This window comes from Parvibaculum sp., assembly GCF_035325945.1.
Classification (GTDB): domain Bacteria; phylum Pseudomonadota; class Alphaproteobacteria; order Parvibaculales; family Parvibaculaceae; genus Parvibaculum.
The window spans coordinates 46,989-68,023 of the sequence record NZ_DAOKYX010000004.1; the positions used below are offsets into that span (position 1 = coordinate 46,989).

At 65.5% G+C, this 21,035-nt stretch carries 19 protein-coding genes; 7 read left to right on the forward strand and 12 right to left on the reverse strand.

Features of this window, described 5'->3' with window-relative positions:
* Positions 1-5 precede the first annotated feature (5 nt).
* Positions 6-1,154: an NAD(P)/FAD-dependent oxidoreductase gene (locus tag PKA57_RS03950; RefSeq protein WP_324297714.1), complete on the forward strand. Its 1,149-nt coding sequence runs from the start codon at positions 6-8 to the stop codon at positions 1,152-1,154.
* Positions 1,151-2,989, forward strand: coding sequence for a chloride channel protein (locus PKA57_RS03955; RefSeq protein WP_324297715.1), 1,839 nt, complete (start codon positions 1,151-1,153; stop codon positions 2,987-2,989). The genes PKA57_RS03950 and PKA57_RS03955 overlap by 4 nt, the downstream gene beginning before the upstream one ends.
* Positions 2,990-3,004: 15 nt before the next feature.
* On the opposite strand, the gene PKA57_RS03960 is transcribed toward PKA57_RS03955, so the two are convergent.
* Complete coding sequence (locus tag PKA57_RS03960; protein ID WP_324297717.1) at positions 3,005-3,391, reverse strand: Hpt domain-containing protein; 387 nt, start codon at positions 3,389-3,391, stop codon at positions 3,005-3,007.
* A gap of 230 nt (positions 3,392-3,621) precedes the next feature.
* Here PKA57_RS03960 and PKA57_RS03965 point away from each other — a divergent pair, with 230 nt between their 5' ends.
* Entirely contained in the window at positions 3,622-5,841 is a 2,220-nt protein-coding gene (locus PKA57_RS03965) for a hypothetical protein (protein WP_324297719.1), read from the forward strand.
* A gap of 4 nt (positions 5,842-5,845) precedes the next feature.
* On the opposite strand, the gene PKA57_RS03970 is transcribed toward PKA57_RS03965, so the two are convergent.
* The 4 genes from PKA57_RS03970 to PKA57_RS03985 are packed head-to-tail and all read right to left on the reverse strand — an operon-like array spanning position 5,846 to position 9,361.
* Positions 5,846-6,529, reverse strand: a complete 684-nt coding sequence (locus PKA57_RS03970; RefSeq protein WP_324297721.1) for an ABC-type transport auxiliary lipoprotein family protein — start codon at positions 6,527-6,529, stop codon at positions 5,846-5,848.
* Positions 6,526-7,446, reverse strand: coding sequence for an MlaD family protein (locus PKA57_RS03975; protein ID WP_324297723.1), 921 nt, complete (start codon positions 7,444-7,446; stop codon positions 6,526-6,528). The genes PKA57_RS03970 and PKA57_RS03975 overlap by 4 nt, the downstream gene beginning before the upstream one ends.
* A 10-nt stretch (positions 7,447-7,456) precedes the next feature.
* Entirely contained in the window at positions 7,457-8,227 is a 771-nt protein-coding gene (locus tag PKA57_RS03980; protein WP_324297725.1) for an ABC transporter ATP-binding protein, read from the reverse strand.
* A 3-nt stretch (positions 8,228-8,230) separates the two neighbouring features.
* Positions 8,231-9,361 carry an MlaE family lipid ABC transporter permease subunit gene (locus tag PKA57_RS03985; RefSeq protein WP_324297727.1) on the reverse strand — a complete coding sequence of 377 codons (1,131 nt, stop codon included), beginning with the start codon at positions 9,359-9,361 and terminating at the stop codon, positions 8,231-8,233.
* A gap of 196 nt (positions 9,362-9,557) precedes the next feature.
* Between PKA57_RS03985 and PKA57_RS03990 the strand changes: the two genes are divergently transcribed.
* From PKA57_RS03990 to dgcA, 3 genes are all read left to right on the forward strand, one after another.
* Positions 9,558-9,956 (forward strand): cytochrome c family protein, encoded by a 399-nt coding sequence (locus PKA57_RS03990; protein WP_324297729.1) that lies wholly within the window; start codon positions 9,558-9,560, stop codon positions 9,954-9,956.
* Between the two features lie 259 nt (positions 9,957-10,215).
* Positions 10,216-12,477: an adenylate/guanylate cyclase domain-containing protein gene (locus PKA57_RS03995; protein WP_324297731.1), complete on the forward strand. Its 2,262-nt coding sequence runs from the start codon at positions 10,216-10,218 to the stop codon at positions 12,475-12,477.
* An 81-nt stretch (positions 12,478-12,558) separates the two neighbouring features.
* On the forward strand, positions 12,559-13,542 hold the full coding sequence (gene dgcA, locus PKA57_RS04000) for an N-acetyl-D-Glu racemase DgcA (RefSeq protein ID WP_324297887.1): 984 nt from the start codon (positions 12,559-12,561) through the stop codon (positions 13,540-13,542).
* Between the two features lie 54 nt (positions 13,543-13,596).
* On the opposite strand, the gene PKA57_RS04005 is transcribed toward dgcA, so the two are convergent.
* From PKA57_RS04005 to PKA57_RS04035, 7 genes are all read right to left on the reverse strand, one after another.
* Entirely contained in the window at positions 13,597-14,607 is a 1,011-nt protein-coding gene (locus tag PKA57_RS04005) for an NAD(P)-dependent alcohol dehydrogenase (protein ID WP_324297733.1), read from the reverse strand.
* 109 nt (positions 14,608-14,716) lie between these two features.
* Entirely contained in the window at positions 14,717-15,940 is a 1,224-nt protein-coding gene (locus PKA57_RS04010) for an MFS transporter (RefSeq protein WP_324297735.1), read from the reverse strand.
* A gap of 83 nt (positions 15,941-16,023) precedes the next feature.
* A complete protein-coding gene (locus PKA57_RS04015; protein ID WP_324297737.1) occupies positions 16,024-16,473 on the reverse strand; it encodes a hypothetical protein in 450 nt (149 codons plus the stop codon).
* Positions 16,470-17,510, reverse strand: coding sequence for a phosphotransferase family protein (locus tag PKA57_RS04020; RefSeq protein WP_324297739.1), 1,041 nt, complete (start codon positions 17,508-17,510; stop codon positions 16,470-16,472). Before PKA57_RS04020 ends, PKA57_RS04015 begins: the two co-directional genes overlap by 4 nt.
* 10 nt (positions 17,511-17,520) lie before the next feature.
* Positions 17,521-18,633: a hypothetical protein gene (locus PKA57_RS04025; RefSeq protein ID WP_324297741.1), complete on the reverse strand. Its 1,113-nt coding sequence runs from the start codon at positions 18,631-18,633 to the stop codon at positions 17,521-17,523.
* Positions 18,634-18,807: 174 nt separating this feature from the next.
* Complete coding sequence (locus PKA57_RS04030; RefSeq protein WP_324297743.1) at positions 18,808-18,987, reverse strand: rubredoxin; 180 nt, start codon at positions 18,985-18,987, stop codon at positions 18,808-18,810.
* A gap of 25 nt (positions 18,988-19,012) precedes the next feature.
* Positions 19,013-20,281, reverse strand: a complete 1,269-nt coding sequence (locus PKA57_RS04035) for a cytochrome P450 (protein WP_324297745.1) — start codon at positions 20,279-20,281, stop codon at positions 19,013-19,015.
* A gap of 113 nt (positions 20,282-20,394) precedes the next feature.
* Here PKA57_RS04035 and PKA57_RS04040 point away from each other — a divergent pair.
* Positions 20,395-21,035 (forward strand): TetR/AcrR family transcriptional regulator (locus PKA57_RS04040; protein WP_324297747.1); only part of this gene is annotated, 641 nt, incomplete at its 3' end.

Here is a 21,035-nt window from a genome sequence, read left to right on the forward strand (position 1 = left end):
GGCGGATGGTGAGTGGCGTCGACAAGATCGATGCAGTCGTTGTCGGCGCGGGCGCCGTCGGTCTTGCTTGCGCCCGCGCGCTCGCCATGGCCGGCCACGAAGTCGTCGTGCTGGAGCGCCACGCCGCCATCGGCACCGAAACTTCGGCGCGAAACAGCGAGGTCATTCACGCCGGCATCTATTATCCGGCGGGAAGCCTCAAGGCCCGGCTCTGCGTCGAGGGGCGCCGCAGGCTCTACGAATATCTCCAAAGCCGGAGCCTGCCCCACCGGGCTTGCGGCAAGCTCATCGTCGCGACCGACGAGCCGCAGATCGCCGAGCTTGAAGCGATCGCCCGCCGCGCCCGCGCGAACGGGGTCGATGACATCGAGGATCTGTCCGCTGCACGAGCCCGCGCCGAGGAACCCGCGCTCCGCTGCACGGCCGCCCTCGTCTCGCCCTCGACCGGCATCATCGACAGCCACGCCTATATGCTGAGCCTTCGTGGCGAATTGGAAGACCATGGCGGCGCCATCGCGTTCGGCAGCCCGCTCGAACGGGCAGAAGCGACCGGCCAGGGCTTCCTCCTCCATATCGGCGGGGCGGCGCCCATGCGTCTCGGAACACGGCTTCTCGTCAACAGCGCCGGGCTCTCGGCCGTCGCGCTCGCCCGCCGCATCGAGGGGCTCAGGCCCACCCATGTGCCGCAGGCCTTTTTCGCCAAGGGCAACTATTTCACGCTGTCCGGTTCCGTGCCCTTCTCCCGCCTCATTTATCCCGTACCCGAACAAGCCGGGCTCGGCGTTCACCTGACGCTCGACATGGGCGGCCAGGCGCGTTTCGGTCCCGACGTCGAATGGATCGCATCCCCCGATGACGGCATGAATGGCAGCTTCGACTACACGGTCGATCGCGCGCGCGGCGAAGCGTTTTACGCCGCGATCCGCCGCTATTGGCCGGCGCTGAAGGACGACGCGCTCGAGCCCGCCTATTCCGGCATCCGCCCCAAGATTTCCGGCCCCGGCGAAGCACCGTCCGATTTCATCATTTCCGGGCCGGAGGCGCATGGGCTTCCCGGGCTCGTCAATCTCTTCGGCATCGAAAGCCCCGGCCTCACCGCCTCGCTCGCCATCGCCGAAACCGTGCGCGCGCACCTCCTCGGGGAGGCGCCATGAGATTTCGTCCGCCGCTCCCCGCATCGCTCGCCCAGCGCCTGCGCACGATCAGCCGCATTCTCTTCTATCGCTACGCCGCCTTCCGCCGCGCGCTTCGGAGCTGGGAGGCGGGCGTCATCATTCTCTGCGCGCCGCTCGGCGCGCTGGTGGGCCTCGTCGTCTATGTCATCCGCGAGGCGGTCTATGCGCTTCACGACATCAATTTCGGCCTTGCGCCCGGCAGCTATCTCAGCGCCCAGACCTCGATCGACATCTGGCGGCTGGCTCTCGTGCCCGCGGGCGTCGGCCTCATCTTCGGCGTTCTCGCCTATTTCATTCGCAAAAACCGCTCCGCCGACATCACCGACCCGGTCGAGGCCAATGCGCTTTTCGGCGGACGCATGTCCATGCTGGATTCGATCCGCCTCACCGTGGCGACCATGCTGTCGAATGCGGCCGGCGCCTCCGTCGGCATGGAGGCGGGCTACACGCAGATGGGTGGAGCGATCTATTCATGGGTCGCGCAATATTTCCGCCTGCGGCGCGACGATGCCCGCATCTTCGTGACGGCGGGCACCGCATCGGCCATCGCCGCCGCCTTCAACGCTCCGCTCGCAGGCGCCTTCTACGGTTTCGAACTTATTCTCGGCTCCTATGCGCCGCGCGCGCTCGCGCCCGTCGCCATCGCCGCCCTCGCCGGAGCCCTCGTCGTGCGCATTCTCGGCGGCGAAGCGCCGCTCTTCGCCGTCGATACCGAGTTTCACATCACGCCCTTCATCTATCTTCTCTTCGCCATTGTCGGCATCGGGGCCGCGGGCTTCTCCATCCTCACCATGCGCGCGGTGACCTGGGCGGACTGGGCCTTGCGCTGGTTGCCCATATGGGCCCGGCCCGCGGTCGGCGGCGCGCTCCTGAGCGTGCTTGCGCTCGGCTCCCCGCAAGTGCTCGGCAGCGGCCATGGCGCGATCCAGTATCAGATCGAGCACTCGCGCTCCTTCCTTCTCGTCGCCGCCCTCCTGCTTGGCAAGCTCGCCGCTTCCGCCGTCTCGCTCGGCGCGGGCCTGCGCGGCGGCATGTTCAGTTCCTCGCTCTTTCTCGGCATCCTGCTCGGCGCCGTCATGGCCGAAGCCATGATCTTCATCGTTCCCGATCTGGAGACGCAGCGCATCGCCCTGATGCTCGCCGGCATGGGCGCGGTCGCCGCCGCGATCATCGGCGCTCCCGTGACCATGGTGCTGCTGGTGCTCGAAGGCACGGGCAGCTTTCCCGTCACCATGGGGGTGCTCGTCGCCGTCGTCATGGCCTCGACGGTCACGCGGCTCACCTTCGGCTATTCCTTCTCCACCTGGCGCTTCCACCTGCGCGGCGTGCCGATCACGGGCGCGCATGATGTGGGCTGGATCGCCGATCTCACCGTCGGGCGCATGATGCGCGCCGATCCATTCACCGTGCCTGTCGGCATGCCGCTGCTGAAGCTCCGCGACATGCTGCCGCTCGGCGCGGCGACGCGCGTCTTCGCCGTGGACGAGGCGGGCCGGTATTGCGGTATTGTCGACATGGCGGTCGTGCACGACCCCGACCTGACCGATGCGGCGGCGGGGCTCGTCGCCGGCGATCTCGCCAAGGGGCGCGGCTATTATCTTCTGCGCAACGAAAATCTGCGCGTGGCGCTCAAACGCTTCGAGGCGGCGGAGGTCGAGACGCTGCCCGTCCTCGACAATGTCGAGAACCTGCACGTCGTCGGCTATCTCACAGAGGCTTATGCGCTCAGGCGCTACACGCAGGAACTCGAGCGCCAGCGCGGCACGGAACTCGGACAGGAAGTCTTTCCGCTCGCGCCGACGAAGAACGTCTGAGGGCTGATCAGATTATCAGGCCATCAGCTCGTCGATGAAGAGATTGACCGCGCCGATGGCGCTCCTGATCTGCGCCACCATGAGAGCGCGCGCCGCGGGATCGGACGCCATTTGCTCGGCCTTCTCTGCAAGATCGCCTAGCTCCCATGCGCCGAGTCCCCTGGCTGAACCCTTGAGGCTGTGCGCTGTATCCTTCCAGTCCTTGTCGCTTTCCGCAGTGGCGAGCCGCTCGGCATAGAGTTCGGCCTGGACGCGAAAGAGGCCGAGCAATTCCGCCTCGAGGCCGCGATTGCCGAGCGTGTAACGCGAGAGATGAACGAGATCGAGCGGCCGCTGCGCGTCTCGTTCCTCGTCGGCGGCAAAATCCCCCGTGCCCACAGCCGCTGTTCCTGCCGCTTTCATCGCTCGTCTCCTTTGCAGTCCGGATGCTCGATCGAGACTAGGCCGCAACCCCGTACCGAAGCGTAAACCGGCCGCGCCGGATGCGGCGGCGCATCTCGATTTATGGTCAACAACGGGTTAACAACAGCCGCTGACGAATGTCGGATCACACGAATGGGCTGGCGCCGGTTGACGGCGCCGCCACCATCCGACACGCTGAAACTCAAAGGGGTGCGGAAGCGGGGACTCCCATGAAAACTCTGGAATTGGCGCCCAAGGCGCCCGAAGCCGTGAACGAAGCGGGCACGGTCGAACGTCCCGTGCAGGCGGCGAACGAGGACTCGCCGACCGCCGGCGCGCTCTACCGGCTGATCGCGCGGCGCCCCTCGAAAACCATTCCCGCAAGCGCGGCTATCGCGACCCTCTTCTGCCTCGGCATCATGGCCGCCTATGTCTGGGGTCTTTACGGCACCGAGGGCCTTGCCGGAATTTCGCGCGGCGAGATGACCGCTCTCGCCATCGCTTCGTCGATCCCTGTGCTCCTCGTCTGGATCACCGCCTTCGCCGTCTGGCGCGGGCAGGAGATGCGCCTCATGGCCGATGCGCTCGCGCAGACGGCGATCCGCCTGACCGATCCCGCCGACGCTGCAAGCGGAGAAATCGAAACCGTCTCCCAGACCATTCGCAGGGAACTCGACGGATTGAAGGCGGGGCTTGCTGAAGCTCTGGCCGAAACCACGCGCCTCAGCGCCCTCGTCGCGCAAGAGCTTGAGACGATCGACCGTGGCACGGAGCGGGCGGAAGCGCGCGCCCGCACCATGGAAGACCTGCTCGGCCGCCACCGGGAGAGCCTTCTCGAAATCTCGCGCGCGCTGGGCAGCGAAAGCGACACGATTTCGCGCGGGCTGCGCGATCAGGCCGCCGCCGCCCATGGGCTCATCAGCGAGGCGGAAGCGACGCTGCAAGGCGCGGGCGCCCGCATGATCGAACAGACCGAAGCGCTTGCCCGCGTCAGCGAGGCCGCGCGCGCGGGCGCCGATGCCACCGCCTCGACGCTCGACCGGCAGGCGTCCCGCCTCGAGGTCGTGGCCACGACGGCGCTCGCCAAGGCCGACGTGCTCGCCCAGCGCTATGACAACCAGCGCCAGGTGATCGCCGAGGCGGCCGCGAAGCTCGAAGCTGAGCGCGAACGCCTAGAAACCGTTTTCGATGCCCATCGCGATCAGATGCTCGCCGCCGACAAGGCCATGAGCGAACGGGCGCGGGAGATCGGCCGCGCCGCCGCCGATCTCGCCGAGCGGCTCAATGCGACATTCGACAATGCCGCCGAGCGCGCCGAGGCGCTCAGCGAAGCGGTGTCGGCCGATATTCTGCGTGCGGTGAACGAAATGAGCGAAGCCTCGGGCACGGTAAGCCGGTCGGCGGGCGCAGCGACACGCGCAATCGGCGTGACCGTCGATGAACTCAAATCCGCGACCGTCGCGCTCAGCGACGATGTGGGCCGGGCGGCGGCCGAGACGATCGGCAAGGCGACGGAACATCTGCGTTCCGCCATGACGGCCATGAGCACGGATGTCGCGCGCGCGTCGGCAGCGATGACGAACGACCTCTCCGCCCGCGCGGGGGAACTGCGCGATCTCGTCGGCGCGGCGATTTCCGAAAGCGACCTGACGGCCGAGCGCTTCAACGCGGCGATGATTCGTCTCGGCGGGACGGCGCGGGAAGCGGGCCGCGCCATTCACGAGGCGACTGGCGAACTCGAAACCCGCATCGCGCGCATGCCGTCTGAAGCCGCGGCAAGCGCGGCCTCGCTCAATCACGTTCTTCAGGAACAGGTTTCGGCGCTCGCCGCCATTGCCGACATCGTGGTGCGCCATGCACGCGTGCTCGACCGCTCGTCGCCCGCGGTCGCGGCCCCGACCGGCGCCCTGGCCGCGCCGCCCGCCGCCGCGCGCCGCGAGCCGCACTGGTCCGATGCGCCGCAGCCCGCCACGGACCGCACGGCGCGGCGCTGGGGCATCTCCGATCTTCTCGCCGCTGCCGAGCGCGAGCGGGACGCGCCGTCAACCGCCGCAAATCCGGCTGGCGACGCCGCCAGCGACAGCGAGTTCCACCGCTCGTCGCTTCAGGTGATCGAAACGCTGCAAGCGCTCGCCGTCGATCTCGATCGCGCGCTCGAGCAGAACCCTCCCCCCGAATTGTGGCAGCGCTATCAGGCCGGAGAGCGCAACGTCTTCGCCCGCCGCCTCTACAACATGGCCGGGCGCCAGCTCTACGACCGCATCGCCGTCAAATATCGCGACGACGCGGAGTTCCGCGAGCATGTCGACCGCTTCGTGTCGCTCTTCGAGAGATTGCTAGCTTCCGCCCGCACACGCGACCGCGAGAACATTCTCGTCGAAACCTATCTGACGTCGGATACGGGCAAGGCCTATCTCATTCTCGCGCAGGCAAGCGGCAAGCTCTCCTGATCCTCTAGCGGCCGGAGAGCGCCGTCTTGCCGCCTCCCGCCGCGGCCGCCTGCTGCGCCGCCCAATCCGCCATGCCGTCGAGAACGCCGCGCAGGGCCGCATCATAGGCCCGCACAATGGGTACGATGCCGGTTCCTTCGACCGGCGCGCGCGCGCTGAAGCGGCTGGAGGCGAGAATGTTGCGCTCGTCCTTCTTCACCAGCCGCGCGAGAAGATCGACCCGCACTTCGCTGGTGCCGCCATTCGTGGAAGGCACGGCCGCGAACTGGCGAATATCGCCCATGAGTTCGTAATCCACCCTGAGGCCCGCGCCCTGCGGCGAAACGGCGTTGAAGCGCCCCGTATTCTCGAGCGTCTCGACCATCAGCATCTGGATCATGCGCGGCGCCCGGTCCGCCCATCGCGCATCCGCGTAATAGGCGATCTCGTTCGGCGTCGATTGCTGGGCGATGCGCGTCGTGTCGAGTGCGGCGGGGGCGGAGAATTCCGCGACCTCGATGGGCGGACCCTTGGCAGCCGTCGCCTCAACGCTCGCGGGATGCGGCGCGGTCAACGTGAAGAGCTGCGGCGCCGGGCCGCTTCCCGCATTGGCGAGCGCGCAGGCACCGAGCGGCGCAATGGCGAGAGCGAGCGCGAGCCCCCTCGCCCAATCCCCGATACCCCGCATGACGAAAGGATGCTGCATCATCTGGCCTTCACTTCCGGAACATTGTTGCCGGTGAGATAGCGGGCGGGATCGTCCTGCGCGCGCGAGGCGATCCGGTCGAGCGCTGTCACGAGGGCGCGCGTCTCCGCGATGAGATCGGGTATCTGCGTCAGCCCTTCGCGGCCCAGCCTGTCGATGGCGGGACCGTTCGCCTGCACGAGCCGGTCGAGATTGTCGGCAACGCGGCGATAGGCCTGCGCCGTTTCTCGCGCATCCGCGACGAGGCCCTTCACATCGTTCTTCATGAAGCCATCGGCATTGCGACTGAAGGCCGCGAGATGCTGCGAGGCATCCGAAAGATTGGTAATCGCCTTCTGCATGTCGCCGGAGCTTCCGGCGAGCGCGGTCGAGATCTGGTCGAGGTTCTGAAGCGTGCTGCGGATCGTCTCCTGATTGACGCGGACGATCTCGTTGAGACGCGCAAGGAGCTTGTTCGCATTCTGCAACGTGTCGGGCGCCGACATGGCAAGCTCCTGAAGGGTCGAGGGCGCCCCCCGGATGGTCGCATAGGCTTCGCCCGGCTTCGGCAGCAGCGGCTTCGAGTCCGGCTTCCCGCCCGTCAGCTCGATGACGGCGACGCCGGTGATCCCGGAAAGCTCGAGCTGCGCCACCGAGCTTTCCTTCACCGGCGTGCGCGCGTCGATCTGGATGAGCGCGATCACCTTGTTGGGGTCGTCCTCCGCCAGATGCAGATCGACCACCTTGCCCACCGGCAAGCCGTTGAACTGCACCGTCCCCGACTTGCTCAGGCCCGACACCGAGCCCTGAAAGACGATCTGATAATAGGCGTATTGGCGATCGAGCTGGACATGGCCGATCCAGAGCGCGAAGGCGAAGGCGCAGAAGATGACCACCAGCGCGAAAGTGCCGATCAGGACATTGTTGGATTTGATTTCCATGAGCCTTTGCCTATTTGCCTGCGAAGGCCGCTCGCGCCCGAGGTCCGTGGAAATATTCCCGGATCCAGGGATGGTCGCTCCGCAACATGTCGTCGAGCGTCCCGATCAGGATAACACGCCGCTCCGCCAGAACCGCAATCCGGTCGCAGATCGCATGAAGCGTATCGAGATCGTGCGTAACGAGGAAAACGGTAAGGCCAAGCGTCCGGGCGAGGTCGCGGATGAGTTCGTCGAAGGCCGCCGCGCCGATGGGATCGAGCCCCGCCGTCGGCTCGTCCAGAAAGAGGATTTCAGGATCGAGCGCCAGCGCGCGGGCAAGCCCCGCTCGCTTCTTCATGCCGCCTGAAAGCTCCGAGGGATAAAGGTCGGCCGCCCCTTCCCTGAGGCCGACCAGGGCGATCTTGACTGCCGCCAGCTCGTCCATGAGCTGCGGGGCCATATGGAGATGCTCGCGGAACGGGACCTGAATGTTCTGCGCGACGGTCAGCGCGGAAAAAAGCGCGCCTTCCTGAAAGAGCACGCCCCAGCGCCGCTCCACGAGGCGGCGTTCTTCCTCCGTGACATTGTCGAGGTCGATATCGAACACTCGAATATGCCCGGCATCGGGCCTGCGAAGCCCGACGATGGAACGCATCAGCACGGATTTGCCCGTGCCCGAACCGCCGACAATGCCGAGCACCTCGCCGCGCCGCACGTCGAGATCGAGATTTTCATGCACGACATGGTCGCCGAACTGGTTCTTGAGGCCCCTCACCTCGATGATCGTATCGCCGGTTGCCATCGGTCAGATTCCGATCCTGGTGAAAAAGATCGCGAAAATCGCATCGAGAACGATGACGAGGAAAATCGACCTCACGACCGAGCTTGTCGTCTGCGTACCGACGGACTCCGCGCTTCCCGTCACATCGAGCCCCGCCCGGCAGCCGACGATCGCAATGACGAGCGCCATGAACGGCGCCTTCAGAAGGCCGACGCCGAAGGTCCAGAACTGCGCCGCGCTGTTCAGCCGTTCAATATAGACGGAAGGCGACATGTTCAGCTCGATCATCGCGACAACACCGCCGCCCAAAAGCCCCATGATGTCGGCGACGAAGGTGAGAAGCGGCAGTGTGAAGACGAGCGCGAGCACGCGCGGCACCACCAGCATCTCCATGGGATCGAGGCCGAGCGTGCGCATCGCGTCGATCTCCTCGCGCATTTTCATCGAGCCGATTTCGGCCGTGAAGGCGCTGCCGGAGCGGCCCGCGACGATGATCGCCGTGAGCAGGATTCCCACTTCGCGCAGGAAGATGATGGCGATGAGATTGACAGTGAAGATATCCGCGCCGAAGCGGCGAAGCTGCACCGCGCCCTGCTGCGCGATGACGGCGCCGATGAGGAATGTAAGCAGGCAGACGAGCGGCAGCGCGTTGAAGCCCGCCTTCTCCATGTGGTGCACGAGGGGGACGAGGCGGAAGCGGCGCGGCGACCTGATGCCGCGCCAGATCGTCGCGAGCACCGCGCCCAGAAAATCGACGAAGGCGACAGCGTCGTGCCCCGCCGCGACGACGGCCGCCCCGATCCTGCCGAGAACCTCGATATGGAAGGGCTCGCGGGCTGGCGGAGCCAGCTTGCGCCCACCCTCGCTCACCTTGTCGAGAATGATCCGCTGGCCCTCCTCGAGCCCCTCGAACCGGACTTCGACCCCTTGCGCCCTCAGCGCCGCCGCCGTCCGGTCGATGAGCCAGGCCCCGGCCGTATCGAGCCGCACAAGGCCGGACATGTCGAAAACCGCCCTGCTCTGACCGGCAGGCATGTCGGAAAAGCGGCGCAACTCCTCGTCGATCGGGAGAATCGAGGCGACCGACCAGTCGCCCGACGGCAGGAAACGCAGCGCGCCACCCTCCCTGTCGACCTTGAAAGAGGCTGCCTGCACGGCCTGAATAGCCCCTGTCGCTTGCGTCAAATTCGGTCCTCGCGAGCCCCGGCCCCGCGCCAGTTTGACGCAGTCCCTTACCTTGGACGAAACTTAGTTTAGCTTGCAGTTGCATACCAGAGCCAGCCGGGGGCCCAAATCCGCCCCGTCAGGCGCCCTGCAAGTTCGACACAGGATGGAAGGGAGATAATCCAACATGAAGGCAATTCTAAGCGGAATGGCCGCGCTTGCGCTCGCCATGACGGTATCGGCTGCGGCCCACGCCGATGGCGACGCCGCCAAGGGCGAGAAGATTTTCAAGAAGTGTCAGGCCTGCCATACGGTTGAAAAGGACGGCCCGAACCGGGTCGGCCCGAACCTCTACGGCATCTTCGAGCGCGGCGTCGCGGCCGAGGCCGGCTACAACTACTCCGCGGCCATGAAGAAGAAGGCGGCGGAAGGGCTGAAGTGGAATGACGATACGCTTCTCGCCTATCTCGAAAAGCCCCAGGCCTACGTTCCGGGCACGAACATGACCTTCCCCGGCCTCAAGAAGGAGCAGGACCGCAAGGACCTGATCGCCTATCTCGAAAAGGCGACCGGCCACGAAAAGTGATCCGAAATGCCGGCGCGACCAGCTCCGGCATATGAGTTGAATGTTGCACAAGCGGCCCTGCCAGTGATGGCGGGGCCGTTTTGCATTAGACGCCCGGCAAAAAGTCGGCCCCCACCCCTCCCCTTGCCCCTCTGGAATGGAATCTGCAGCGCATGTGCGGATACCCTTCGCCATTGTCCCGCAACAGGACAACGGCAAGGCAAAGCGTTCAATTCGGGGGAATCGGCGTCCTGCATGGGACACCGAGACGAAACAGACGATGAATTCGACACCAGCGTTCCGCAGACTTTCCGCGATCCTTCCGGGTCTCGTGCTCGTCGTGAGCCTGGGTCTGTCCCTCTATGATTTCGGCGGCGTCGCGAGCTGGCTTCAGAATCAGGTCTTCGACATTTACCAGCGCATCGAGCCACGCAAAGCCGGCGCCGAAGGTCCGCGCACGGTCTATATCGACATCGGTAACGAAGGGATGAGCAGCCTCGGCCCCTGGCCCTGGCCCCGCAAGCGTTTGGCGGACCTGGTTGAGCGCGTGCGCGCCGCCGGCGCGAGCGCCATCCTGCTCGATATGCCGCTTTCGGAGGATGATCCGACGGCCGCCTCCGAGCTTCTCAGGCTCTGGTCGCCGCTTCCGCAGCTTCCCTCCGGCGCAAATCTGCGTCAGGCCCTCGGCGAGTTGCCGGACCGCGACCGCGATTTCGCAAGGCTTCTCGGCTCGACGCCCTCGGTCGTCTCCTTCGTACCCGGAAAGACCCCGGTCAACGGCATGACTGCGCCGGAGAATGCGGGCTCCATCCTGACCGAAGGAAGCGACGCCCGCCATTACACACCCGGATTCCCGCTTTGGCGCCCGAGCCTGCCGACTTTCGAGCAGGCGGCGAAGGGAAATGGCGCGACGCTTGCCGACCGCGCGGCAACAGGCGTGGTGCGCAGCCTTCCCATGCTCGTCAATCTCGGCGGCACGCTCTACCCCTCGAATACGCTCGAGACGCTCCGGGTGGCGCGCGGCGGCACGGGCTACCGCGTCAGGGTGGTCGAATCCGACACCGGCTTCACCTTCGGCATGGAGCCCGGCATCGAGCGCATCGAGATCGCCGGGGCGGACCTTCTGGCGCTGACGAGCACGACGGGCGCGTTGCGTCTCTATTTCGGCGGGCCGGACACGCGGCCGTCCATTCCCGCCACGCAATTCCTCGACCGCAGCGCCGGGTTCCCCTCGCTCGCGGGGCGGATCGCCGTCATCGGCGTTTCGGCCAACGGCATCGAGCGCCTCTATGACACGCCCGCAGGCGTCGCCCTGCCTTCCGGCGCCATCGCGGCGAACGCCATCGACCAGATTCTCGACAGCGCCTTTCTGGTGCGGCCGGGCTGGGCGTCGAGCGCCGAGCAGCTCTTCATCTTTGCCGGCGGCCTTCTCGTCATCCTTCTTCTCAGCCGGTTCCGCTTCCGCTGGGGCTTTCTCCTGACGCTCATCCTCATCGGCGGCGAAGCCTATGCCTCGTGGTGGGCGTTCGAGACGCATCGCTGGCTCATCGATCCGGCGCTTGGCGCCGTGACGCTCATCCTCGCCAGCCTCACCTGCGCGCTGATGACGAAATTCCATTCCGAGGAGCAGACGCGCTTCATCGACGCGCAGTTCGCCCGGCGCCTTTCGCGCTCCGGCCTTGCCAAGGTGCATGCGCATCCCCGCCTCATCCAGGCGGAAGGCCAGCTCCGCCCCGTCACCTCGCTCGTGGTGGGCCTGCGCGGCTTCAACATCATCGCCGACCGCTATCTCGAAGATCCGAAGGCCTATGCCGACATTCTGAACCGCTTCTTCTCGCCCATGACGAAGATCGTGCAGGACCGCAATGGCATGATCGATCGCACCGTGGGCGATACGCTCTATGCCGTGTGGAACGCGCCCTTCGACATTCACGACCACCCGTCGAAAGGATGCGACGCGGCGCTGCGCATGGTCGAAAATCTGGAAGCGCTGAACGAATTTCTCGAGGAGGATGCGCGGCGCCAGCATCTGAGCCATGTGCCGCTCAGCCTTTCGATCGGCATCGACAGCGGAACGGCCATCACCGGCAATATGGGCGCGATCCTGAACTTCGAATATGGCGTCCTTGGCGAGCCAGTGAGCTTCGGGGCCTATCTCCAGCGCAATGCACGGAACTACGGCCCCGCGATCATCGTCGGCGAAGGCACCCAGCGGGCCGTCGGCGACCGCTACGCGCTGCTCGAAATCGACCTCATCGCGACGCCCCGCCACCCGGAAGGCCGCCGCGTCTATGCCCTGCTCGGCGACCCGATCATGCGCGCCAATCCGAAATTCCGCGCCCTTCAGGAAGCCCACGCGCTCATCTTCGCCGCCTATCGCAAGCAGCGCTGGGCCGATGCGCGCGCCGCCATCAAGGAATGCCGCAAGCTCAATGGCGCCATTCCGACGCTTTACGATTTCTACGAGGCGCGGATCGCCCAATATGAGGCGAACCCGCCCGGCGAGCACTGGAACGGTGCTTGGTTCGCTGGCCGCATCTGATCGCGTTTGGACTTCTTTAATCTTGGCTGAACGCGCGGCGCGCGGCATCATCCGCCCCTCCCAGTGAGAGGCCACATGCCCATGCGCGAAATTTCCATCGATACCGAAGTCTGGCCCATCGCGGGATCGTTCACGATTTCGCGTGGCTCGAAGACGCAGGCGGAGGTCATCACCGTTACCATTCGCGAAGGCGGCCATGCCGGGCGCGGCGAATGCGTGCCCTATGCGCGCTATGGCGAGACGGTGAAGGATGTCGCCGGTTCGATCCGCGCCATGAGCAATGCGATCGAGGATGGCATGACGCGCGAGGAGCTTCAGCGCGCCATGCCTCGCGGCGCGGCACGCAATGCGATCGACTGCGCGCTCTGGGATCTCGAAGCCAAGATCAGCGGCGTGCCCGTGTGGAAGCTCGCCGGGCTCGACGAGCCGAAGCCGCTCGTCACCGCCTTCACGCTGAGCCTCGCCGAACCCGATGCGATGCGCGAGGCCGCGAAGGCAGCCGCCGGTCGGCCGCTCCTCAAACTCAAGCTCGCCGGCGACGGCGCGGACATCGCCCGCGTCGCGGCGGTGCGCGAGGGCGCGCCGCGCGCAAGGCTCATCGTCGATGCGAATGAAGGCTGGAAGGCCGCCGATGTTCTGCCGCTCGCCCGCGAGCTTGCCGCCCTCGATGTCGCGCTGATCGAGCAACCGCTGCCCGCCAAGGAGGATGAAGCCTTGCGGGGGATCGAGTGTCCGATCCCTCTCTGCGCGGATGAATCCGCCCACGGCCTGGAAGGCATGACGCGGCTCGCCGGCCTTTATCAATATGTCAATGTGAAGCTCGACAAGACGGGCGGCCTCACCGAAGGGCTTTCGGTCATCCGCTGCGCGCGCCGCCGCAATCTGAAGGTCATGGTCGGCTGCATGGTCGCAACCTCCCTCGCCATGGCGCCCGCGACGCTTCTCGCGCAAGGCGCGGAGTTTGTCGATCTCGACGGGCCGCTCCTTCTCGCGAAGGATCGCGAACATGCGATCCGCTATGAAGACAGCACGATGATGCCGCCCATGCCCGCCCTCTGGGGCTGACGGGCGCCCGCGCCGCCTCCCCCGCCCTTGGGGAGAGGCGGCCCGGCAATGCCGCTAGGCGATGTTGAGGACGATCTTCCCGAAATGCGATGCGCCCTTCATCGTGGTGAAGGCCGCCTGCGCATCGCCAAGCGAGAAGCGCTTGTCGATCACCGGATGAATATCCGACTGCTCGATCGCCCGCACCATGTCCTCGAAATGGGTGCGGCTGCCGACGGTGATGCCGCTGATCTTCAGATTCTGCGAGAAGATCGCCGCCACGTTCACGTCCTTCACCATGCCCGAAAGAAGCCCGATGACGGCGACATGGCCGCCGAGCCGGGCCGCCATGATCGACTGCGGCAGCGTGTCGGCGCCGCCGACCTCGACCACATGATCAACGCCGCGTCCGCCCGTGAGCTTGCGCGCCTCGCTCGCCCAGTCGGGGGTCTTGACATAGTTGATGGTCGCATCCGCGCCGAGCGCCCTTGCACGCTCGAGCTTTTCATCGGACGACGATGTGATGATGACGCGCGCGCCCGCAGCCTTGGCAAATTGCAGCGCGAAGATGGAGACGCCGCCCGTGCCCTGCGCGAGCACCGTGTCGCCGGGCTTCAACCCGCCCTCGACGACGAGCGCGCGCCACGCGGTCAGCGCCGCGCAGGGAAGGGTTGCCGCTTCCTCGGCCGAAAGATTTTTCGGCGCCAGCGAAACACCCTCGGCGGAAAGCCGGATGTAGTCCTGCGCGCAACCATCGGTCGGGCCGCCAAGGGATGAGGCGAGCCCGGCGCCGGTCGGGCCGCCCGAGATCCACGCCTGGAAGAAGCTCGGGCAGACGAGATCGCCCACCTTGACCCGGCTCACGCCCGCGCCGACCTCGACCACCTCGCCCGCGCCGTCCGACAGCGGCACGAGCGGCACCTTCGGTTGAGCGCGGCCCAACCCCTGAACCATGGCGAGATCGCGATAGTTGAGCGAGCCTGCCTTCAGCCGGACGACGATTTCGCCGGGTCCGGCCTTCGGCACCTCGCGCGTCTCGAGTTTCAGACTTTCGATGCCATTGTCGTGAAGAACCATCGCACGCATATGCGTCTCCCTTATCGAGTTTCGTTGTCCCAATAAGCTGGAGCGCGCGGACGCATTGTCAATGCACAAGAATTTGCGCCGCGATTGACGCAGCGGAACGGCCTGTCATTCAGCACCCGGCGTCGTTCCGCCCCTGATCGCCGCTCTGCGTTCCCTCGCCTTGCGTTGCATCGGGAGCGAGCTTGCCCCCGCTCCACCATGCGCCGATCACCAATGTTCCGAGGAATGCGACGACACCGGCGCCCGCGCCGAGAAGATAGGCTCCCGCCCCGAACTGCTGATAGAGCGACCCCGCCGCTAGTGTCATCAGCCCCATCAGCACGCCGGCCGAGAGCGCTGCATAGAGGCTCTGCGCGGTCGCGGCGAAGGCGTTGGGCGTCGCCCGCGTGAGAAAATGGATCGTGCCCAGATGGGCGGCGCAATAGCTGAAGGCATGAAGCGCCTGAAGCGGAAAGAGCATCCAGAGTGGCGGATCGAACGCCATCATGGTCCAGCGGAAAACGGCGGCCGCCGCCCCGAGGCTCATCATCCGCACCGCGCCGACCCGCGCCACCACGCGGCCGGAAAAGGCGAAGAGAATGATCTCGGCCACGACGCCGATACCCCACAGAACGCCGATCACGTCGCTGCTGTAGCCGAGCTTCTGCCAGTTGAGCGTGCCGAATGCGTAATAGACCGCATGCGTCGACTGGATGAGGCTCGCCGCCGTCAGTGCGATGAGGAAGAGCGGCTGCCGCGTGAATGCAAGCGCCGCCCTGAACTGTCCGCCGGGGCGCACCGCGAGCCTCGGTTGCGGCACCTCGCGCGCAAGAAGATGAGCGCCGGCGAGATTGACCGCGATGGCGCCGACCAGACAGACGGCGATGATGCTCGCGGGTTGCCATTCGAGAAGCCATCCCGTGCCGGAGCTTGCCACTATGAAGGTGATCGAGCACCAGAGCCGCACGCGGCCGTAATCGATGCCCTGCTCATGCGCCGCCTTCATCGCCGTCGTCTCGATCAGCGGTGTGATCGAGGGGAAGAGCGACATGAGGATGAGCGTGGCGATCAGAATCTGCCAGAAGCCCGACGCCACCAGATAGAGCGAAACCGCCCCGAGCGATCCCCAGGACAGAAGGATGACGATGCGGCGTCTGTCGCCGAGGCGGTCGGCGATGAAAGCGACCACTGGCCCCGCGACGATGCGCAGAAACATGGTCGCGGCGATGATGTAGGAAATCTCCTGTGCTCCCAGCCCCTTCGATTTCAGCCAGACGGGAAAGAAGGGAAGCTGCACGCCCCCGAAGAGGCAGAGCGAGGCATAGAAGAGCGAAAGGCGGACGGCGAGCGGCATGGAACAGAGGCCCGAAAAGCCCGTGACCCGGGCCGCTCACTCATAGCCCAAAGCATCCCCGCCGCGAAGCGGGATTGTCTGAGCTAGCCGAAGGTCGGCAGAACGACGCGCCTGCGCTCGGCCGCGCCGACGATATAGTCCCAGATCTTCGCCTCGAAGGGTGCTGCCCAGTCGGCCTGCGATTCCTCGACATGCGCCTGAAGCTCGATCAGCAGCTTCGCCAGCGCGTCATTCGTGGCGTTGAGCGCGCTCACGCGGAACGAGCCGTCCTGCGAGGCGGCCGCCTCCTCGAGACGAGCCGCAAGCTCCCGGTCGCCGACGAGTTTCGCGGCTTCGGAGAAAAGCGCCCGCATCTCGCGGTTTTCCGCGACGCGGAGATCCGCCGCCCGGTCGAACTCCTGCGCGGCCATGCCGACCGTCATGGCGATGAGACCGACGCTGCCCAGCGAATATTCCGCCCCGAGCTGCGGCGCGATCTCCGTCAGCAGCGTTCCGAGAAATCCGCCGAGAACGACATCAACTTCCGGCTTCATGAGCGCGCCTCCTTCGAGAGCGTGGCAAGCGCATTGGCCAACACGCGATTGTGAACGTCGGTCGGATACCAGCTCGACAGGGCGAGGATCGGATCGCGGCTGGCGCCGGTCTGATATTCCTTGCCCGCAGAAATCCAGATCGCGAGCCCCTTGAGCGAATTGAAGATCTCCCACCAGCGCAGCGCCTTGGGATCGATCCTGAGCCCGCTCGTCTCCTCCCAGATGCGGAAGGCTTCGGCGCGGCCGATCATGCCGCCCGGCCGCTCCCTGTTCTCGAAGGCCCAGAGCGGGTCCGCCGCCCAGGCGAGATCCTCAAGCGGATCGCCCAGATGGCACATCTCCCAGTCGAGGATCGCCTTGATGTCGCCTTCGCCGTCGAACAGGAAATTGCCCGTGCGGTAGTCGCCATGCACGACGGAAATCTTCTGCGCCGGCGGTGGCGGATTGCGCCTCATCCAGCGGATCGCGGCGCGCGCGATCGGCTGCGGACAAAGCTCGTCCTCGTCGATCACCTTTTCCCAGTGCTCAAGCTCGCGCCGCCAGGTTTCATCCGGCGCGACGGGCTTCATATGCTGCGCGATGCCGATCGCCTCGGGATCGGCGCCGGCGATCTTGCCGAGATGGGTCCAGAACTGGCGACCGAGCTTATCCGCATGCGGACCATAAGGATCGGCATTGAAAGGCGAACCCGCCGCGCAGCCGACTATCTGCTCCATGACGAAGAAGGGCCGGTCGAGCCATTTGAGATCGGTCTCGAGATAAAGCGGCTCCGGCACCGGGAGCCCGGTCGGATGGAACGCGCGATAGGCGTTGTATTCGAGATCGCGTTCCGTCTCGATGAGGCTCGCCACCGGATCGCGGCGAAGGATGAGCGGCCGCGCGAGCTTGCGTCCCCCCTCCTCCCACGAGGCATTGAGCCTGAAGGTTTCGCGGCTTGCGCCGCCATGAATGCGCGAAACGCCGCTGACCTCGATATTCGAGGCCTGCGGCATCTTGTGTTGCAGATAGGCGGCGAAGCGCGTCGCAATATCTTCCATCGTCGCCCCCTTATGCCTGCGGCGCCGGGTCCATCGCGCCCTTGAATCCGGAAGGCGCGTGAGGACCGGCAATGAGCTGCTCGAGAATGCCTGCGCCCTCGCGCGTCTGGCCGTCCGGCAGCGTCATCTTCGCGGTGACGAAAGCCTGAATGTGGAGATGCGGCGGCACATAGGACTTGATGTCGTCGAGCCTGAAGGACTCGAAGCCGACCGCGAGCGGCCCCTTGTAAGCCCCGTGCCCCCACTCTGGATTCCCGTAGCCGAGACCCAGCATGTAGAAGTTCCACTTCGGCGTCAGTTCGATCCGCGTCGTGCCGCCCTTGCGGTGCTCGAAGAAGAGCGTCGCCGATCTGGCGTGGCGCGAACCCGGCACGTACTGAACCTCGGCGCGGCACTTCGCCATTTCTTCCGGCTCGGCGCCATCGAGGCCGCACATGACGGCGTTGATGTTCCAGGACTCGCCATGCTCGTCGTCATTGACATGGAAGAGCGTGATGCGGTCGTCGAAATTGAGCGGCGCCCAGAGCCAGTAGAACTGGAAGTCCATGGGCGGCACCATGGGCTGCGCGTCGGCCGCGCCGATCGGGCGCACGCCCCAGGACCGGTCGCGCGTGCCGACATAGGCATCCCGCGTGACCTCGATGCGCTCGCCCGCCACCTCGATCCAGCCCTCATAGGTGCCGTTCTGCGTGAGGCGCGTCACGTCCATCATCGTGCGCGGCCCGTTGCGGCGCGTGAAGCGGGGCTCCTTGAGCGGAATGGCGCGCGCATGGAAGGTGACGTCGGCCTTGATGCCATGCTCGTTATCCGCGACGCGGATGCGCAGCGACTTCAGCGGCTCGACGACATCGACCGCGATCGGGCCGACCTGCGTATCGAGGCGCTCCATGTTGAGATGGCGCGAGGCATGGAGATTGTACTGCACGCCCTTCACCACGACGCAGAAGGATGCGTCCATGATGTTGATGTGCGGATAGACGCCGAGCGCGGCGGCGAAAAACACATCGCCGTTCCGCGTATAGCCGTTGAAGAAATAGCGGTCGTAGAAATTCCGGTCGGTTCCCGAAAAGGCAATGGGCTCCGGCGTCTGGTGGATCGGATAATCGTCGGCTTTCGTGAGCATGCGCACTCCCTTGCCGGCTTTTTCGCCGGGCTTTCTGTTTGGATTTTCAATGCAGGATGAAGGGCGGCGGTAGCAAGGTCAACCTTGCCGCCGCGCTTCAATCATGTATGCGGGCAAGGCCCGTCACCCCATGCGAGGTGCCGGCCATTCCTCCGGCGGACGCCGCGGAACCGTTCAGTCCAGCTCGACCATGTCGAACTCGGCCTTCGGAGTGCCGCAGTCGGGACAAACCCAGTCATCGGGAATGTCCTCCCAGCGCGTGCCGGGCGCGATGCCGTCCAGCGGCAGGCCTTCGGCCTCGTAATAGATGAAGCCGCAGGTACGGCACTGCCATGTACGGAATGCGCCCGCCATCATGCGTTCCTTTCGGGTGAGACGTTCACTTCATCCTGTAGCGAACAGGAACGGACTTCGGACCGCAGACGAAATTCGCTTCGGAGAGCAGCGGCGTTCCGTTGAGTTCGATCGAGTCGAGGCGGCTCAGAAGCTCTTCCCAGAAGATGCGCATTTCAAGCCGCGCGAGATGCTGGCCAATGCAGACATGCGCGCCATAGCCGAGCGCGACATGCTTGTTCGGCGTCCGGTCGGCCTTGAAGGTGAAGGGATCTTCGAAGACTTCCTCGTCGCGGTTGCCCGAAGGATAGGCAAGCATGAGCCAGTCGCCCTTCGCGATCTTCTGCCCGCGCACTTCGGCATCCGCCGTCGCCGTGCGCATGAAGTGCTTCACCGGCGTCACCCAGCGGATCGTCTCCTCGACGAAGCTCGGGACGAGCGAGGGGTCAGCCTTGAGGCGCTTGAAGATGTCCGGCTGCTCGGCCAGCACGCGCATGCCGCCCGCCGTCGTGTGAGACGTCGTGTCATGGCCGGCCGTCGCCACGATGATGTAGTAGGACATGGCCGCGAAATGATCGAGCGGCTGGCCGTCGATCTGGCCATTGGCGATGACGCTCGCCACGTCCTCGCGCGGGCAGCGGCGGCGATCTTCCGTGATGCCGTTGAAATAGGTGATGAACTCGCCGATCGTCTCCTGGACGGCGACGAGCCCGGCCTCGAAATCGAGCTTCTCGCCGCGCCGGTTGAGATCGGGGTCGTTGCTGCCGAAAAGCTCCTGCGTGAGCTTGAGCATGCGCGGCTCATCCGCCTCCGGCACGCCCAGCACTTCCATGATGACATGCAGCGGGTAATAGAGCCCGATGTCGCGCGCGAAATCGCACTCGCCGCCCATCTCTGCCATACGATCGACGAAGACCCTGGCGATGTCGCGGAGGCGGCTTTCGAGTTTCTTCAGATTCTGCGGCAGGAACCAGCCTTGCGTCAGCCTGCGGTAGTTCATGTGGTCGGGGTTGTCCATCTGCACGAGCGAGCGCACGAGATGGGGCGAGCCGCCCATGATCTCCCGGACCTTGCGATCAACGAGCACGGGCGTCAGCGTCGCGGCGCGGTCGCCATTGTGGAACAGCTCGTTCTGGCGCTCGACTTCAAGAATGTCCGCATGCTTGGTCACCACCCAGAAGGGATCGTAGCCCTCGGGCTGAGCCTGCGCGAAGGGCGCTTCCTTGCGAAGATAGGCGAATGCCTCATCGACCGGCGTCTGGGCCGCATAGGCCTTGGGGTCGACGATCGTGTTGGCGATGTCCTGTGAAATCATCCGGGCCGCTCCCTTTCAGTGCAATTTGTCCGAGCGAATTTCCAGATTCCGCCCGCTTGATTATCGTTGGCGGCAATGTTGCTATACGTCCAACAACTAAGTAAAGAGCATAAATGGCCGACTCGACCGGAAACCTGACACTTCCCCGCCGCAGCCGCGCCCCGCGCAGGACGCAGGCCGAGCGGCGAGCGGAATCCGACCGCGGGCTTCTGCTGGCGGCCGCCGAACTCATCGCCGAAGAAGGGTTCAACGCCGCCACTTTCGAGAAGGTCGGCGCCCGCGCCGGCTATAGCCGCGGCCTTGCGAGCCAGCGCTTCGGCTCGAAGGACGGCATGATCGAGGCGCTGATCGACTACCTCCACGAACGCTCGATGGAGCTTGCCTCCGCGGAAGGCCGGGCCGACATGACCGGGCTCGACGCGATCCTCTCCTCAGTCGACATCTATCTGCGCAATTTCGAGCGCGAACAGGCCATCCGCTCCTATTTCGTCGCCATGGCGGGATCGGTCGCAACGCTTTCGCATCTCCGCGCGGCCTTCGCCGCCTCGCACATGAAGGCAAAGGAACGCTTCGAGGCGCATATCCGCGAGGGACAGGCGGAAGGCTCGATCTCGAAGGACCTCGACGCGGAAGCCGCCGCGCTGATGATCGGCAGCCTCATTCTCGGCATCAGCACGCAATGGCTGATCGACGCTTCGACCGATCTCGAACGCATCCGCAAGACCTCACTGGATACGCTGAGGCGAAGCCTCGC